This is a genomic window from Nitrosomonas sp. Is24, assembly GCF_033063335.1.
Classification (GTDB): Bacteria; Pseudomonadota; Gammaproteobacteria; order Burkholderiales; family Nitrosomonadaceae; genus Nitrosomonas.
In genome coordinates this window covers 203,334-221,046 of record NZ_JAWJZG010000001.1, presented here as the reverse complement: position 1 = coordinate 221,046, position 17,713 = coordinate 203,334, and the positions used below count along the sequence as shown (strand labels likewise).

General features: G+C 47.9%; 9 protein-coding genes and 1 CRISPR repeat array. Of the genes, 2 read left to right on the top strand and 7 right to left on the bottom strand.

The features are described 5' to 3' along the window. Nucleotides 1-855: 855 nt before the first annotated feature. On the bottom strand, nt 856-1,083 hold the full coding sequence (locus tag R2103_RS00935; protein ID WP_317529711.1) for a CRISPR-associated endonuclease Cas1: 228 nt from the start codon (nt 1,081-1,083) through the stop codon (nt 856-858). A 153-nt stretch (nt 1,084-1,236) separates the two neighbouring features. Between R2103_RS00935 and R2103_RS00930 the strand changes: the two genes are divergently transcribed. After that, entirely contained in the window at nt 1,237-1,554 is a 318-nt protein-coding gene (locus tag R2103_RS00930; RefSeq protein ID WP_317529710.1) for a hypothetical protein, read from the top strand. Then, nucleotides 1,542-1,916: a type II toxin-antitoxin system PemK/MazF family toxin gene (locus tag R2103_RS00925; RefSeq protein WP_317529709.1), complete on the top strand. Its 375-nt coding sequence runs from the start codon at nt 1,542-1,544 to the stop codon at nt 1,914-1,916. Before R2103_RS00930 ends, R2103_RS00925 begins: the two co-directional genes overlap by 13 nt. A 107-nt stretch (nt 1,917-2,023) precedes the next feature. Further along, nucleotides 2,024-9,135: a CRISPR direct-repeat array (repeat unit 28 nt; unit sequence TTTCTAAGCTGCCTGTGCGGCAGCGAAC). A 132-nt stretch (nt 9,136-9,267) separates the two neighbouring features. On the opposite strand, the gene cas6f is transcribed toward R2103_RS00925, so the two are convergent. Genes cas6f through cas1f form a run of 6 tightly spaced genes read right to left on the bottom strand, consistent with a single transcriptional unit; the run spans nt 9,268 to nt 17,700 of the window. Beyond that, complete coding sequence (gene cas6f, locus R2103_RS00920) at nt 9,268-9,915, bottom strand: type I-F CRISPR-associated endoribonuclease Cas6/Csy4 (protein WP_317529708.1); 648 nt, start codon at nt 9,913-9,915, stop codon at nt 9,268-9,270. After that, nucleotides 9,916-10,911 carry a type I-F CRISPR-associated protein Csy3 gene (gene csy3 / locus R2103_RS00915; protein WP_317529707.1) on the bottom strand — a complete coding sequence of 332 codons (996 nt, stop codon included), beginning with the start codon at nt 10,909-10,911 and terminating at the stop codon, nt 9,916-9,918. 11 nt (nt 10,912-10,922) lie between these two features. Further along, nucleotides 10,923-11,963, bottom strand: coding sequence for a type I-F CRISPR-associated protein Csy2 (gene csy2 / locus R2103_RS00910; protein WP_317529706.1), 1,041 nt, complete (start codon nt 11,961-11,963; stop codon nt 10,923-10,925). Next, nucleotides 11,960-13,456, bottom strand: coding sequence for a type I-F CRISPR-associated protein Csy1 (gene csy1 / locus R2103_RS00905; RefSeq protein ID WP_317529705.1), 1,497 nt, complete (start codon nt 13,454-13,456; stop codon nt 11,960-11,962). Before csy1 ends, csy2 begins: the two co-directional genes overlap by 4 nt. Before the next feature lie 15 nt (nt 13,457-13,471). Further along, the gene (gene cas3f, locus R2103_RS00900; RefSeq protein WP_317529704.1) at nt 13,472-16,756 is read right to left on the bottom strand and encodes a type I-F CRISPR-associated helicase Cas3f; all 3,285 of its coding nucleotides are present in this window, start codon (nt 16,754-16,756) and stop codon (nt 13,472-13,474) included. Continuing rightward, nucleotides 16,753-17,700, bottom strand: a complete 948-nt coding sequence (gene cas1f / locus R2103_RS00895) for a type I-F CRISPR-associated endonuclease Cas1f (protein WP_317529703.1) — start codon at nt 17,698-17,700, stop codon at nt 16,753-16,755. Before cas1f ends, cas3f begins: the two co-directional genes overlap by 4 nt. Between the last annotated feature and the right edge of the window lie 13 nt (nt 17,701-17,713).

Below are 17,713 nucleotides of genomic sequence, written 5' to 3'. Positions count from 1 at the left end.
AATAAGTCTCAAATGGATGATGATTTTTCCAGCGATAGGCTTCAAAGTCACGCGTATCAGTGGAAAAGATACGTCCATGCCCTAGCGCCTCAGTTCAGCTATGTAACGTTTATAATTTACCGAACCATCTTCCGGTCCATGACCGATTCCCGCCAGTTTAACCAGCAGCCCTCTGTTTTTCCTTCACGCTTAATTCCGCTTGCTCATACATCAAGTCAATGGCCTGTTAGTAGATCGAAGAGCCGAAGCCAGGACGCGACTCTTCAAGCTCAACGTATCAACGCCGCCCTTGCGTTCTAGCACATGGCAAATTAGCTCAGTGGTAAGCAGCGAAGTCATAATCGGTTGATTCGGTGTTCAAACCCCTGATTCCCATCTGACACACCAAGTTGAGCGAAGAAATTACCCCCTTCGATTCGAACCGCCTGATCTTCCAGGCCGCGGTCGATTAGCCCTTTAATTCTGCTTCTATTTTTGAGACCAGGCACTACCGAGGTCGACAATCTTTTGGAAATATAATCATGAAATACAATCGTGCCGCCGCACTTAAATTGATGGCAATTAAGGATTAAAGAATCAGAAGAGAAAATCTGGCAGCGGGATCCAATGCACGCTTGCGCGCCCCTGAACTATACGTCCGAAACGAACCGCTATGAAAGCGATACTAACGCAATCAATCACTTTGATCAATTCAAGGAACTGATAAACACTTAGAACCTGCTATCTGAATAGGTCAGTGGAAGAAAGCGGACTTAACAATAAGCAATTTAACTATGCTGCAAGCGTAATGTTTCAATCCTCGCCCGGCTTTGGGGCCGGGCGCTATCTGGCGGGAATTACGCAATTTTCCGGCGATCATGGCTTAGCTATGGCCAATGCAAACGGCTCCTCCGCCGCTTTGCTGTGTTGCGCTTGTCGCAGCAGAATATTACGACTGACTGCGCCATCCAACCAAGCCTTGAATCGCCCATTGCCATCGAGCAACACCAAACCGATGCCATCGTCGGCGCAGCGGTGCATTAGCGCCGGAGAAATCATGATGCTGCCAAAGCAAACGAGCGTGCCCAAATGATGCAACGGCACTTGAAGTTTTTTTGCCGTTCTACATCGATGCGTACGGTATCGTTTTCCAAATGTGCGTAGGGATTGGGCATCATAATGTAAAGCGTGTTGAGGATTTGGTACATTTTGTATTACAATTCGTGTAGCACTTTATAACATGCCGAGGAATACAGCATGACCACACTCAATATCCGGCTGACCGGGCAGATTGAACAGCGGCTTTCGGAAGAAGCGGAACGCGAAAATAAAACCCGTTCCGAAATCGCTCGCGATGCATTGAACTGGTATTTATTGGAGATCGAGAAAAAACGTTTCATGGATCAACTCCTGGAAGAAGCCCGCACAGCGTACTCAAACGAAAGTATCCGGCAAGAAGCACAAGCCATTGCCGAGGAATTTTTACCGATTGAAAATGAAATGCTGGAGAATGTTGAGGGCCGTATATCCGGCGATCTATCGCAGACGGAATCTCCCGGGAAATGGTGGAAGTAATCCGCCGTGGCGAGATCTGGACCGCCAACCTGAATCCGCCGCGCGGGCAGGAAATCGGCAAAATCCGTCCGGTTTTGGTTTTTCAGGACAATGCGCTGACTGCGATCGGCGCACCGATGGTCATCATCTTGCCACTGACAACACAGGTTTATCCCGCTTTCAAACAATGGCACATTACCGTTACCGCTCGCCACCGCCTGCTGAAGGACTGTCAGATCGTTGTCGATCAACCGCGAACCTTGGATCGTTCCCGATTCGGAGAAGGGCCTTTGGCGACACTCAGCGAAGAGGAAATGATTTCCGTTGAACGCGCTTTTCTGGGAGTGTGCGGCATGTTTCATTACGCTATTCATCCACGCTAAACAATCCATCCAGCAATTCATGCTGATGCGTTTTATCCGCCGACACTTACGGCTGATAAATTTCCTTCAGCGAGCATAAAAATTATTAAACGCTAGATATTCTTATATTTCTAAGCTGCCTGTGCGGCAGCGAACTATTCAAAGATCAGCAATACACATTCTTGGATTTTCTAAGCTGCCTGTGCGGCAGCGAACATTCCAGGCTGCATGCAGTTCAGGCGACAACTTTTCTAAGCTGCCTGTGCGGCAGCGAACAGTCAATGCCGCCTCGCTTTCCCTCATTTTCTTTTCTAAGCTGCCTGTGCGGCAGCGAACGACGGCATAGCGCGTCAGTACAAGGACAATGATTTCTAAGCTGCCTGTGCGGCAGCGAACACTGACACCCCCTTAGTGTGGTCTAATTAGTATTTCTAAGCTGCCTGTGCGGCAGCGAACGTGTCCAAAGGTAAATTTGGGCGATTGGTACATTTCTAAGCTGCCTGTGCGGCAGCGAACCAAAAGTAGAAGTAATTCACCAATGTTCAAATTTTCTAAGCTGCCTGTGCGGCAGCGAACTGTCATACGATTTGGACTTCCTCGCTTCGGATTTTCTAAGCTGCCTGTGCGGCAGCGAACTTTCTTTTGTTGCCGCTGCCCCGGACCTCGGTTTTCTAAGCTGCCTGTGCGGCAGCGAACGTTCAGTTTCGGGAAACGGGGATAGCGGAAATTTTCTAAGCTGCCTGTGCGGCAGCGAACGCAAGGGAGGATCATTTGCCAAGGTTGAACCATTTCTAAGCTGCCTGTGCGGCAGCGAACCATGAAATGCAGGTGCTGAAGGGGCAACTAATTTTCTAAGCTGCCTGTGCGGCAGCGAACAGTCATTACTTGCCCACAATTGACCTTCCTCGTTTCTAAGCTGCCTGTGCGGCAGCGAACTTTCTCCCGTCATTGCGTGATTATCCGTTCGTTTTCTAAGCTGCCTGTGCGGCAGCGAACTCAGCCCTAGCTGCTTGAATGTCTTCGTGATATTTCTAAGCTGCCTGTGCGGCAGCGAACGAACGCACGTAGTACGGATGGCCGCCGAAGGCTTTCTAAGCTGCCTGTGCGGCAGCGAACGCCGTGCAGCCTCGTCTGCTGCTTCGGATGATTTTCTAAGCTGCCTGTGCGGCAGCGAACTCCATTATCATTTCCATACGCTCGAAACAAATTTTCTAAGCTGCCTGTGCGGCAGCGAACGTACAAATTAAGAAAGGCGGTTGAATGGTTATTTTCTAAGCTGCCTGTGCGGCAGCGAACATCATGATGCGCTGATAAACAGTTATTTGTCTTTTCTAAGCTGCCTGTGCGGCAGCGAACCGAGGGATATTTTGACAGCATTGGAAACATCTTTTCTAAGCTGCCTGTGCGGCAGCGAACCATCAGTCAAATTCGTATTGCCGCCTGTGCCATTTCTAAGCTGCCTGTGCGGCAGCGAACTTGCTCTGCCGTTGTGGTAGTTGATACACCTTTTTCTAAGCTGCCTGTGCGGCAGCGAACCTATCAAGCTGCATATGCGCGTTGTTACACATTTTCTAAGCTGCCTGTGCGGCAGCGAACATACGCCAGACTTTTTAGTTATGAAGGCAAGTTTTCTAAGCTGCCTGTGCGGCAGCGAACATCCGGGAAATTCACACGCCGATACCCTTCAATTTCTAAGCTGCCTGTGCGGCAGCGAACGCAATGTGCCGTTTCCAGTGGTTACAATGAACTTTCTAAGCTGCCTGTGCGGCAGCGAACTTATCCAACATCAACGTACCCGATATCGTGGCTTTCTAAGCTGCCTGTGCGGCAGCGAACACAAGCCGCGCCCGGCTCACTGGAAACGGCAATTTCTAAGCTGCCTGTGCGGCAGCGAACGATATATCTTCGGCGGAAGGTTGCCTGCCAATTTTCTAAGCTGCCTGTGCGGCAGCGAACTTCTTCTGCGGCCGCTTCAGCTATTTCGCGCTTTTCTAAGCTGCCTGTGCGGCAGCGAACAAAGACTTGATCATTGTTTCTTTCCTTGAATCTTTCTAAGCTGCCTGTGCGGCAGCGAACTTAGTGTATGGCGCGCAATCAAGCGCTATGTTTTTCTAAGCTGCCTGTGCGGCAGCGAACGCGCAGTATAAGATTAAGCCGAATCCGAAAGTTTTCTAAGCTGCCTGTGCGGCAGCGAACACCCAAGGGTTAACGCCAAGCTCTCGCGCGGTTTTCTAAGCTGCCTGTGCGGCAGCGAACATTGGCTGCGCTTCCATGTACGGCACGCCAGATTTCTAAGCTGCCTGTGCGGCAGCGAACGATAACCTCAAGAACTCCTTTGCTGGAGGTATTTTCTAAGCTGCCTGTGCGGCAGCGAACGATTGCTGTGTTTTATGTGGGGGCATGTTCCATTTCTAAGCTGCCTGTGCGGCAGCGAACCACATCAGCAGCACCGAGTCCTAGCGGTTCTATTTCTAAGCTGCCTGTGCGGCAGCGAACATTTTTACGCTCTCGGTACTAATAGAATACTGTTTCTAAGCTGCCTGTGCGGCAGCGAACTCTTGTCCCGTTGCTTGTTAATTGGAAACCTATTTCTAAGCTGCCTGTGCGGCAGCGAACGTTTAACCATTCAAGCAGTTAGACTGCGTACTTTTCTAAGCTGCCTGTGCGGCAGCGAACCCCCTTCAGGAGAATAGCCCGTAGTTCCTACCTTTCTAAGCTGCCTGTGCGGCAGCGAACATTTCTTTTTCGGATGTAAGAGATTTATTTACTTTCTAAGCTGCCTGTGCGGCAGCGAACAACAAGCCTTCTGCCGGTGGCTTGTTTCCCGATTTCTAAGCTGCCTGTGCGGCAGCGAACTGTAACAGGATCCGATAGCAGGGGGCATGACGGTTTCTAAGCTGCCTGTGCGGCAGCGAACTCTGGTGTAGTCCAATCCTTGGCCAAGGTCGATTTCTAAGCTGCCTGTGCGGCAGCGAACTTTGGAACCCACGGATTCACGCCCAATTCTTTTTTCTAAGCTGCCTGTGCGGCAGCGAACTAGTAGGGTTTCATATTCGCAATGGTACGGAATTTCTAAGCTGCCTGTGCGGCAGCGAACACAAAGGGAAAAAGATTGACCGTTCACCAGATTTTCTAAGCTGCCTGTGCGGCAGCGAACGTGATAGGGTTGTTGTCAGCACTTCTTGCATTTTTCTAAGCTGCCTGTGCGGCAGCGAACAATATCTGAGTACATCATGGCCGACATAGACATTTCTAAGCTGCCTGTGCGGCAGCGAACATTTTCTTCTCGCAAAGGTTCGCCAGTTCTATTTTCTAAGCTGCCTGTGCGGCAGCGAACAATATTCGCCGACGATTACCCGGAATTTTTGATTTCTAAGCTGCCTGTGCGGCAGCGAACAAATTAACGATAAACGGAAACAAGCCTTTTGCCTTTCTAAGCTGCCTGTGCGGCAGCGAACGAACCCGCGCCGCCGCTGCCGGTGTTGCGCTCTTTCTAAGCTGCCTGTGCGGCAGCGAACGTTATCGATTACGAACATCAAACTATGCTCGCTTTCTAAGCTGCCTGTGCGGCAGCGAACCCTAACGTGATGGTTGTCGGGCCAGCGCTGGATTTCTAAGCTGCCTGTGCGGCAGCGAACATCATCCAGGCCTTTCTCTTTCATGGTCTTAATTTCTAAGCTGCCTGTGCGGCAGCGAACTCTGGCGGATCGAACGGGGATAAAAGTATTCATTTCTAAGCTGCCTGTGCGGCAGCGAACACGGCTGCGCTCACCGCCGGAAAAATTTTACCTTTCTAAGCTGCCTGTGCGGCAGCGAACATGAGGGACGGCGAGCTGTTAAGCCTGCCAATTTTCTAAGCTGCCTGTGCGGCAGCGAACCAGGATGGAATGCTGATTGATCAAGCTGCTGATTTCTAAGCTGCCTGTGCGGCAGCGAACCATGCAGCGCTTGATCCTATCAATTCTCGCTTTTTCTAAGCTGCCTGTGCGGCAGCGAACTGGCGGCAGGCGAAAGGCTTGCAGCATTGGAATTTCTAAGCTGCCTGTGCGGCAGCGAACAATGGGTAACGTCGTTTCCTGATTTAGCTTCCTTTCTAAGCTGCCTGTGCGGCAGCGAACTCACGGCAGAAACCGCAGGCAAGGATTTATTATTTCTAAGCTGCCTGTGCGGCAGCGAACGGTGAGCGCACGTCCGCTTCGATGCTTTTAACTTTCTAAGCTGCCTGTGCGGCAGCGAACGGTTATGTGTTGAAAATCAGAATCCTCTTCCATTTCTAAGCTGCCTGTGCGGCAGCGAACTTTGCCCCAGCTGCTTTTAATTGATCTTTGATTTTTCTAAGCTGCCTGTGCGGCAGCGAACAAAGAATTGGGTGGCTGGTCTGATATGAAGATTTTCTAAGCTGCCTGTGCGGCAGCGAACATGGCATCAAGCGTGTTCTTGGCTTCTCTTCTTTTCTAAGCTGCCTGTGCGGCAGCGAACTAAAAGTGAATGATACCCGCTTGCTCGCACAATTTCTAAGCTGCCTGTGCGGCAGCGAACGGGGCATTGGTTACCGAGCTCAAGCTTTTGCCTTTCTAAGCTGCCTGTGCGGCAGCGAACCAGCCGAAGACGGTTCTATCACCCAATTCAGATTTCTAAGCTGCCTGTGCGGCAGCGAACTCAGTGACACACTCTTTACCGCGTCACTTGCTTTTCTAAGCTGCCTGTGCGGCAGCGAACCAGAGAGAAGTGAAGTGCTCCCATATGCTCGATTTCTAAGCTGCCTGTGCGGCAGCGAACGTTTTGCTCAGGCTAATCTCGAATTCTTCCGTTTTCTAAGCTGCCTGTGCGGCAGCGAACTGAGGCTATGCAGCAAGGTAAGAAGGTAACAATTTCTAAGCTGCCTGTGCGGCAGCGAACTTTACGCGCTCTGTGTTGTCCAGTAACTGTGTTTTCTAAGCTGCCTGTGCGGCAGCGAACTTTGAGTGATTGTTCCGCCTCCTTGACCTCAATTTCTAAGCTGCCTGTGCGGCAGCGAACCATTAGATCGAGGGCAACATGACAGCAGACGTTTTCTAAGCTGCCTGTGCGGCAGCGAACCTTCGAAGAAATAAAGCTGCTGGGATCGTACTTTTCTAAGCTGCCTGTGCGGCAGCGAACGCTCTCGTTTTCCTACAGCGGGTTTTTTCTCCTTTCTAAGCTGCCTGTGCGGCAGCGAACCAAATGCGGCGGCGATGAAATCGAGATACCCATTTCTAAGCTGCCTGTGCGGCAGCGAACTTTTCAATCTGTAATAACTAATGAGTCAAGCTTTTCTAAGCTGCCTGTGCGGCAGCGAACCATCTCCCGCACCTGATCCGCCATCGCTTGCTTTTCTAAGCTGCCTGTGCGGCAGCGAACTAGCCGTGGAGCGAGAAGGAGGTATTTACCTTTTTCTAAGCTGCCTGTGCGGCAGCGAACTGGTGGCGGCTGGTCTTACTCGAACGGTGTTTTTTCTAAGCTGCCTGTGCGGCAGCGAACGACGCCCGGTCAGGAATTACACCTGGATTCCATTTCTAAGCTGCCTGTGCGGCAGCGAACATTATCGTTTGCGCGGGTTTTGTCTGGTGGATTTTCTAAGCTGCCTGTGCGGCAGCGAACGGAAAAAAATTATTCAAGATTTGATTGATAGCTTTCTAAGCTGCCTGTGCGGCAGCGAACACGATATAGCCGCTACTGAAGGCATGCCGAACTTTCTAAGCTGCCTGTGCGGCAGCGAACTAAACAATAAAGATTCGATGGGTTCGATCCGCTTTCTAAGCTGCCTGTGCGGCAGCGAACTTAACCTTTTTTCAGTGTGAAATTTTGTGCATTTTCTAAGCTGCCTGTGCGGCAGCGAACATATACGCATACAAACTGATCAGATCGCCACCTTTCTAAGCTGCCTGTGCGGCAGCGAACTAAGCCGCGCAATCCTACGCGCGATGATAAGCTTTCTAAGCTGCCTGTGCGGCAGCGAACGTATACAGCCTAACGATTTTCCGGGCGGTTACTTTCTAAGCTGCCTGTGCGGCAGTGAACATGCAGCAAAGACAACGCATTTGATTATGCAATTTCTAAGCTGCCTGTGCGGCAGCGAACATTATAGGTATGGACTTTAACGTGCAGAAAATTTTCTAAGCTGCCTGTGCGGCAGCGAACGAATTGCTTGCCCCCGGATGAGAACAATTCCGTTTCTAAGCTGCCTGTGCGGCAGCGAACGATATAAAAGAAACAAGCGACCGTGTTCACGCTTTCTAAGCTGCCTGTGCGGCAGCGAACACAGAACAACGATGTGATTCAAGCTTTTTCCTGTTTCTAAGCTGCCTGTGCGGCAGCGAACCAAACCCGGTGCGAATAGCTCAAACTCCTGGTTTTCTAAGCTGCCTGTGCGGCAGCGAACACCATTTCAGCGGAACTCAGGTGATTGTGTCTTTTCTAAGCTGCCTGTGCGGCAGCGAACGATGGATCAAGTCTCGTTCTATCTGTGGTATCTTTCTAAGCTGCCTGTGCGGCAGCGAACTTGGCCAAATGGTTTGATCCGCCGAACGTGATTTTCTAAGCTGCCTGTGCGGCAGCGAACATCCGGGAAATTCACACGCCGATACCCTTCAATTTCTAAGCTGCCTGTGCGGCAGCGAACGCAATGTGCCGTTTCCAGTGGTTACAATGAACTTTCTAAGCTGCCTGTGCGGCAGCGAACTTATCCAACATCAACGTACCCGATATCGTGGCTTTCTAAGCTGCCTGTGCGGCAGCGAACGTAATACGTCCGCGTCTACGAATGGTACACAATTTCTAAGCTGCCTGTGCGGCAGCGAACCGATATCAAATTGCTCAGGCCAGACTACGCCCTTTCTAAGCTGCCTGTGCGGCAGCGAACAACTCGTAGCAAAGTTCAAATAAGTCTTCGGCTTTCTAAGCTGCCTGTGCGGCAGCGAACGTGACAATATCTCCAAAACCTGCGTTCGTAATTTTCTAAGCTGCCTGTGCGGCAGCGAACACGGTCGGTTACGTGTTTGGAGGGTAGCATAATTTCTAAGCTGCCTGTGCGGCAGCGAACACGGGATGCGGTTATCCTTTACCACGGAATATTTTCTAAGCTGCCTGTGCGGCAGCGAACGCCACGTGAATCGCCATCCGTGGCTCCTGCGATTTCTAAGCTGCCTGTGCGGCAGCGAACAACAAAGTTAAATTCTTCCGTGATATCCAGGTTTTCTAAGCTGCCTGTGCGGCAGCGAACTGACGATAAAAATGTTTAAAGCCAGTCGTGGTGCAGTGTACAAGATATTTATGAATCAATAACCATCCTGTAAATACCTGCATCACAACTGGCTGATTTATTTGGATTGTTAAAGATCTTCCAAAAAATAGGTCAAAATTCGGGTACGGAAGCAGCAGAGCTGAGACCATAGGTGGTAAAAATTCCGCTAACGCTATTTTCTATTTCCCTTTTTTTGATCCACAAGCAGAACGTATTGCCGCTACTCAAACTTTTTAGCCGGATAAACGGTGTGGTGATGGTTTTATGCGGCATTTCACTGTAGCTCATCAACATTCTTTCACACTCGGTGGCATTATCGTGCTTTGCACACAACTCAACCTTACCATTGAACGCAGTTTCGTAATCCAGGTTGTGCCGCTTCGCATAACGCCGGGCCAAGCGTTCCCGCCCGATTTTGGGTTGTTCGCGCTGATAAACGGCATAACCTTTGACTGCACTTGGCACCGGGCAGATACCAGTGCAATGCACGTAGTCGTTCAGGCGGCTTAATCGACTGGTGACATCAAACCGTGTCAGCGCAGCTTCGTCCGCAGCAAACAGCCTAAGCTTACTGCCAAGGACACCGAATTTTTCACCCATCTTGTATTCGGGAAACGATAGACTGATCGGCACGCGTTTTCGCGCATCCTGGATTTCAACCAATCCAAGGTGGATTTGCTGGAAGGTTTTGGACCAGAGGAAGTAAATGTTAATTTCATCTTGGGGAAGTAGCGTTAGCTCTTGATAAAATTTCATCATTTACTCATTGCCCCCAAAGACACCCCCACGAATGAGTACCGCTATAACATAGTGCTGCTGTTCGACGGGAATCTTGCCGTCTTTTAGCCATTGATGAAACAAAGTATAAAAATCATTTTTGGTAATACGGTGGGCTTCTCCCCGTGAAGTGACAGAACCATAGGGTTCGACTGCGATAGCTTTAGCGTTGCCATCTTCTGTATACCAAGTATCAATGGTACGCAAGGCATTACCAATTTTTTCTGAGTGCATGGCCGCGCAATCATTCAATTTGAACAATATTTTTGTTTTTTCGCCTTTGGGAATATTCAACACCATTTCTTGAGATGGAAATACATGTTGACCAAGCCCAAGTTTGCTGAAGGCGGTAATCTCCAAATATTCAAAACCATCGCCTTGTAACCCCCCCTGAATTACGGAAACCAGTTGGGCAAATGGATGATCGTCATCATCCGGTGGTGTAAACTGATCGAGTTTGTAATCGTAAGCGTTAAATTGCCATGACTGTTCTCGGTGTTTTACCGTGATACTGACAGCTTCAGCACCGACACGGTTACGCCATAAAAACCGTCCATTGACGATGTTGTTGGCATAGCGGGTAGCCAATTCTTTAAATTGACGCTCGGTACGATAAGCCTCCACGATTTGAATTACCTTTTCTTCAAACACTGGCAAATTACAAGCTGTAGGCTCTTCAAGGCGACCTAAAATTTTTAAGGTAAATTTGACGCGTAACGTATCGGCATCATGCGGCAGCGTCGCATCGTCTCCCCAGGAGAGATTGGGTTTTGATTTGTCCTCGTCTTTGGCGCCAAATTGACTGTGGGTGGCGCGATTTCTTTTATCATGAAATGTAATCGGTTGCCATTTCTCGGACTTATCGATGTCAGTCCATAAGCCTGAGGTCATTAGTGCGTCAGACACTTCCAATTTGCGGCTAAATGCCAGTACCGATGGCAGTTCCAGTGCAGTTGTTTGGGTTTGTTTTGCAGCCATTGTTTTTCTCCTCAGTTAAGTGAACTCAAAAAATCATCATTAAAATCATCGTCAACAACACCTTCTTCTAATTCATTCGCCATGGCTTCGGTTTGTGCCTGTTCGCCTTGCTGGCATAAATACCAGTCTTGCTCGTAACGATAATGCCAAAGCATGTCGGAGACTTGTTGGATACGGTGCAAACTGCGCCATTCGCCTATGCTGTGTACCGCTTCAACAAAACAAACCGGTGTGGTGGAATCTCGTGTGTTTGACACCTCACCTGCCGAATATACTGGGCTGATAGCTTTGTAGCCGTTGGTGATTGGCACCAGCCAGCCTTTGGCGGGTTTGTCCAGCCGTACCCATTCAGCTTCGGTTTTATCGGTTGCCTCAGGCTCGTCTTCTTTAAGTTTGGGTTGTGCTTGGTATTTGAGGGCAGAAAAGTCCAGCCAAGCATCTATTAACTCTGCATCGGCTTGCTGTTGTTTTAAGGTGTGGTAATGGCTAGCCAACAAATCGGAGCGATCCATCAGCACAAACCCAGGCAGCAGCAAGCGTTTAAGTTTTTTTGACAATTTCTGCTGATCCAGATTGAGAACATGGATAGCTGCGATATGCTGAATTGATCCACCTGCCAAGCGGTGTTGATGCGCAAAATTCATGATGGTTTGCACTAAGTCGTTAATTTCAGCTGTTCGGCTTAGATTCAAATCAGGACAAGCCATGACCAAGGAAACCGTCATGTTCATTTTGCCTTCTTCTATAATGGGCGGAGTAATTGTTGCTTTCTCTCTTCCCTTGTTATCCTTGCCTTTCTCTCGCGGTGGGTTTTTTGTTTGAGCAAACACGAAGTCGCGGTGTTCTTTGGGCTGATAGGCGTGTATTTGGTGCTGATGGCAAATGACTGCACAACCTTGCAAGGTTAAGTTTTGGTTGACCGATAGCTTTCTGGACAAGGCATGACCAAAACCTAAAAAATGGGTAATAGCCGGGAAGCCATAAGTAAATCCTGCAATGCAATTGGCATCTTGGACGCTGATACGCTCAAAAATGATGTAGGCATTACTCATACTTCTTCCCCCATCGTTCTGGTTTCTGAATCTGCTTCGGCAAGTGCGTTAAATTCACGCAGCAAGGGCGTAAACAATTTTTGCCACTGTTTCTCGTGTGCTGTCCCCAGCGTCAGTTGTTTGTGTTTGATTTGTCGGTTTATCCATTTTGAAAAGTCGATAACTACATCGCTTGACCAATCCAGCGTGGCTTTCGCGGTTTGAAATTCTTCGTCCGGCCTTAAAGGGTCTAGCCAATATTGTTGATGGATTGGCAATTGAGATTCTTGCGACCAGCCGATGTGCTGTTTCAGCCCTTGAATCTGAGCGGCGTAATCGAACAGCACATCAGTAATGTCGGTGATATGGTTACGGATAAGTTGTTTGCGTTGTAGATTCACGCTGAGTTTGTTGGCCTTAATGGCTAACAATAAATTCTTGAGTTCTGTTAGTGGCTCTCTGGCTTGGGCGGCAAGCTGTTTGTTAAATAATGTTTTTAAATGGATAGGCGGCTTGGTTTGGGTTTGCCATTGCGGCGGGATGGCGGGTAATAAAATCAATTGCCCAGAACGCTTGCCATTCAAATTAGAAACATTTTGATGGTTGGTTTGGGTGGCTTTTAATACGGCTGTTCTATGGAACGAGCTAACTGTTTCTGAACTGAATGTTTTTTCCGCTCTAGTCTTATTTACAGGTGTATCTTTTCGGCGCGCCTCCCAAATACGGTTATAAATGACTTGTGCCAGACTTGATGAAACCAGAGGAGTTAGTAAGTGATAGTCGGTTGCTAAAGTCAAAGGGAAATAGACTTGCTTAGCCAAAATATGACTGGATTTGGTTTTTTCGTTAAAAGCTAAGCTGAATTGTTCTTTCCATAGTTGAAGCTGGGTGTTGTCTTGGGCATAAGGCCTTAAAGCCGATGGGTCATCACAGAGTATTTTTCCCAGAATTTCACCTGCACAATCTAACTGCAAAAATTCGGCAATAGGGGCATATTCAGCCGTTGAATAAGCAAAATCTATTGGCAATTTTTCGACTGCGTTGGTAGAAACTAAAAGCGTCTGGGGTTGTTGTACGCCAAATGCCAACGCGTTGAAATTTGATGCTTTTGCGCTGGAATGGGTCAATTTGGCGATATGGGTAACATCCAACACTACACCGCTGGCTTTGTTTGCCGCATCCACAAGCCATTGGTTGGGGGTAAACTTTTCATCTAAGGCCATGATGCTTCTAGTGGTGTCGCTTTTTACGTCACTCAAAAGAACCGGATTTTGATAATTTAGGCCAAGCAGTTGCGTATACTTTTGCTGTTGATGTTCCAGTGCGCTTTGCTCCTTAGGCTTTATTGAGTCAAGCAATGCCTTTGCTTGATCTTTTAGCTCTTGGCTTTCGGACGATTTGGCGATTTTTTCACCACACATCTTCAAGGCTTCTTTAAGTGTTTTTTCTAACACAGGCTCTTTTTTTCGTTGAAAAAACGCTTCGATCAATCCAATTACCTGCTGGTTTTCCATTAATTCGCTCCTCGTCTAAATTTCTCTAAAAACCCCAAGTGTTGGGGAGTAATACCATTCATTTATTTGATTTTCATAGTCAGGCAGACGTATTTCGCCAAAACAGTAGCTGATATATTTCAAAGGCTTTTCTAGTTTCTCTGCTAAATTCCCATATTGCTCTCGAACATCAAAGTCAAACCAAAGTTGATTGCCTAGGGCTGGCGTTAAATCAATATTCGTAATGTCCGACACGGTTACATATTCAATGGGATTAACCCTATCGTTTTTGATTTGCCAAACAGGTTCGCTCTCTTTTTCTGCAAGATAAAGGCAGTACGCTTGGTCAGGTGAAGATGCCCTAAAAGGTTGTTTGCACTGAATTTCTGCGCACCATGAAACTTGATTTTCCCACCATAGATTGGCAGGGCCTTTACCATCAGAGTTTTCGAACATTTTTTGACGATAGGCTATTTGTTCCAACGTCACTAGATTTGAAAAAGGCGGTATTTCTTTCCATTTTTTTGGTCGTTGGATACTTGGAATGGCGTTCGGTGCTGAGAATTGGATTTCTTCGAGAATGTCATGCAAATCGTGGCTGCTTAGTTTTCTATTTTTGGCCTCAAATCCAGGTTTTTCATAGGCGATCTCTTTGCCTTTTAAGGCATTATAATTTTTAGCCAGAATATAAAAATTCTCGGTTTCAGGTGTTTGCTTGCGATGCCGCTGTATACGCCCGGCGATTTGAATGATTGAGCGCATGGAACTAGGTTCAGCAATAGCCCAATCATAATCATGGTCGCGCCCGACTTCCGCCACCGATGTTGCTAACACCACGAAAAGCTGGTTTTGTTCTGGATAATGGTTTATGGCATGTTGGATTTCGGGGCAACTCCAAATGGTTTCTTGATCTTTGCGGTTAAGGGCTTCATCTAATTTATTTTCAATGAATGCCCGCTGTGCCAAAGGATATTGGCTGTGATAAACGCAATAATGGATGCGGAAGTTGTCAGGTACAGTATTGGCATACAGCCGTTTGGCAATCGCCACTAAGGGATTGATATTGGCGATGCGTACCAAGCCGATTGAGATTTTTTTACCGGATGCGTGTTGTTGGTGATGGCCTTGATGTAAGGCCACCATACCCCGCCGGATTGCTTCACTCATGGTGTTGAGTGGTAATAAATCCGTTGTTGCTGCAATCTCCAGCAATTTCGCTTTACGAAAAATCAAATTATCTTGATTCAACTTGGCAATGCGTTTCTGGATGAACTCATCATGCGCTTTGATAAAACTTTGCAGGTTTTGCTGTTCTGAAGTTTGTGTGCTGAATTCATCAAACCAAGCGCAAACAACAGGTTTCTGTGTATCCAAATGATTGGTGGCGGTGTTAAATGCCTTCCGCCCTTCTTGATAGGATTCAAATAAAGCATAAGCCAACGCTGGCGGCATAGTTGCCGTCGATACCAGCACGTTTGCCCCTAACATGCCCGCCCAATTCACCAAACGCGCAAGTGCAGGCAAGTCATTCAAATCGAACTCATCTGGTTCGTCTAACACCAAATCGGATGTAAGCAAGCGCAGCATCGGCACAATTTGTCTGCCACCGCGCACGCCTTCGGTTGCTGGGGTTAAGTGATCGATTGTGCTGACCAATATGGGAGTATGTAACAGCTTTTTGGCTTTTTGATTGCTTTTGAACCACTTCTCTAATTGGCCTTCGTAGAGTTCGGTGCCATAAATTACGTCAAAACCGTCGTCATCCAACCCCAATTCCAAGCTCTCGCTGCCTCGTGCAGCAAACGGATTATCCTCGATTTGGTTGGCTTGATTGATTTGGTTCAGGCGCAAAATGGCCTGAGAACCAATGAGTGTGGCAATTTCAGTTTTATCGAGTTGCAAGCGCTCTTGCAGCGCCTCGCCCGTTTGCAAGGTCAATGTCCGTAAACCCAAGGCGACACTAAAGCGGCAACCTTCCGACTCATCGGCTAAACCATACATAATTCTGGCATTCGCCAAGGTTTTCCCTTTTCCGGTCGAGGCCATATTGATGCCGAAAAAACCTTGCTCTTTAACTTGGTTTCGAATTTGTTGGGCCGCTTGGTAGACTTTGGTTTGCCAAGGCTCTTTATCTTCTTTCGGGCCTTTGGCTAAAGTTTTGTTGTCGGTGAGTGATAGCAACTCCTCCCGCAAGCGTCTTAACTTTAAAGATAATTCAAAGGCGTGCTGGCTTACTCCAACGTTATGTTCATCCAGCTTTTGCTTGAGTTGGTTTTGTTTGTCGGTATTGGCGTATGCCTGATAGTTGGCATCCTGCCAGTGGATTTGTACATCTTTCGCTGAATAGTGATGGTCAGCAAGCATCAAAACCAGACGCGACAAATGCATCACGAACGGCTGACTAAACCAATCAATTCCCATCAAACCCTGGCAAGACAAAGCACGTTTTGATAGTTCGTTGGCTTTTTTTTGCCATGTTTTGCTAACCAACGGAGTGTGATTGGAAAATGTCCAATTGGCTTTTAAAGTTTGCTTTGTCCATTGATGATTGCGGCTATTGACCGAATTCCACGCATCATCAAAAGCTTGGCTTAGCCATGTATCGGGCTGATCAAGTCTTGGTTCAATTTCACCTTGTTTGGGATAAACAGGCAGGCGATGATGTGAAACAATTAGCCAAGCCACTAATTTTGCAAATTCTGGCAGTGCATCGAATGGGTTATTGAATTCATTCAGTTCAGGATTATCAGCTACTATTTTTTGCAGAATGTCTGCTTCTAACTGTTCATCAACATTTGCTAATTGCTCCAACCATTTTTGATCGCTTTGTCCGTCAACAAAAGCCTGAAAAACCCTTAAAGATACCCATTCATGCCGATATGGCTCGAATTTCTTCCCTTCAATTTCTGGGTTGAGTTTATCTTGAAATAAATCATTTGCTTTGCCCAAATCATGGAATAAGCCAGAAATGGCGGCTGCAATTGTAATAGTTTCGGTTGTGTGCCATCCTTTTTCCCATTCACGATGATTTAAATCAAGCTTAGTGCTATTGACCGCCGCAATTCCTTCTGCATTAAAGCGCTTACGATTCCCCACAATCCAAACCAACTCGCTGCGGCTTCGCGATCTGATCCAATGGCACGCTACAGCAGTATTTTTGGTTGCAGTTTTACGCAGCAGTGTTTTGACGGCAATCAATCCTTCTTCCGTAATCACCGTTTGCCAGGTGTTGTCGCCGATACGGTTGGCGAAAGCATCCAATACCCGCCGGGTACGATTGAGCGCTTTTTTCTCGCATTGACTGATGAAGGTAACCATCATGGTTGCGGTTCCCGGAGTGCCTGTTGCTTGACTTGCTCGAACATGAAATCCATGGCTTTGTGTTCGGTAAATTTTTGCAGGATTTGCTGGCGGAATTCCTGTTCGCTCATTTTTTCCTTGGCACAAACGAAGGCCCAAGGCAGGACGATGGCATCTTTGATAAGGTCGGCGATGTCGAACACCAATGCACCGCGACGGGTTTTGCCGTGCATTACGGCAAAACCATGCGGGATACCCAGTACCCAAAGTGTGGTGGCAGCTAAGCCGTAGGCCAAGTAATTGCCGTGATTCAAAAACGCATTGGCACTGTCGGTGCTGTCGTAATTACGCACGAAATCTTTTTGCTGGGTCCGGCTGACGGCGATTTTGTAGAGGTTTTTGGTGAGTTGCGCTTCGATCAACAATAATTCGGTGACATTGTTCGCTTGCTCAACTTTGTTTGAAAAACCTGAAAATGCTTGTGTAACATCTTGGTCGTCGATAAAGAAGCTCTCATTTTTTAAATCCCTATCTTTGCTCCATACGCTTTGCAGGTAATTGATGCGCATAAGTTGAAAGTGTTTGGCGACCTGCAAGCGCTTCGCCTCATCGAACCAGAATGACAACCACCCTTGTACATATTCGGTGGGTCTATATTCGCTTTGCGGTGTGAGCCATTCAATTTCACTGGCGGCCAAGAGTGGCGTGCCACCGCCGCCGCTGAAACCGATCAAAACACCGGCCGACGCCAGCATGCGTACTGCCGCTTGCGTGATCGAAGTGCCGGTACCTAATAAAATGACCGTAGTATTGGCAATCGGGATATTCCAATACAGTTGCTCATCTTTGGCTTCTGTTAAATAAAGAACGCGGCCATCTTTCTGCATGACTCGGCATTTCTCGAGATAGTAAATATTGGCTCGCTTGGAATGCAGAATTGCTTTTAAGTCAGTCAATTGTTCCATCTTGTTGCAGTCC

Bases quoted from the DNA above. Each gene is read 5' to 3' on its own strand.
- R2103_RS00930 (WP_317529710.1), top strand. From the start codon at position 1,237: ATGACCACACTCAATATCCGGCTGACCGGGCAGATTGAACAGCGGCTT.
- cas1f (WP_317529703.1), bottom strand. From the start codon at position 17,700: ATGGAACAATTGACTGACTTAAAAGCAATTCTGCATTCCAAGCGAGCC.
- csy2 (WP_317529706.1), bottom strand. From the start codon at position 11,963: ATGAGTAATGCCTACATCATTTTTGAGCGTATCAGCGTCCAAGATGCC.
- csy3 (WP_317529707.1), bottom strand. From the start codon at position 10,911: ATGGCTGCAAAACAAACCCAAACAACTGCACTGGAACTGCCATCGGTA.
- csy1 (WP_317529705.1), bottom strand. From the start codon at position 13,456: ATGGAAAACCAGCAGGTAATTGGATTGATCGAAGCGTTTTTTCAACGA.
- R2103_RS00925 (WP_317529709.1), top strand. From the start codon at position 1,542: ATGGTGGAAGTAATCCGCCGTGGCGAGATCTGGACCGCCAACCTGAAT.
- cas6f (WP_317529708.1), bottom strand. From the start codon at position 9,915: ATGATGAAATTTTATCAAGAGCTAACGCTACTTCCCCAAGATGAAATT.
- cas3f (WP_317529704.1), bottom strand. From the start codon at position 16,756: ATGATGGTTACCTTCATCAGTCAATGCGAGAAAAAAGCGCTCAATCGT.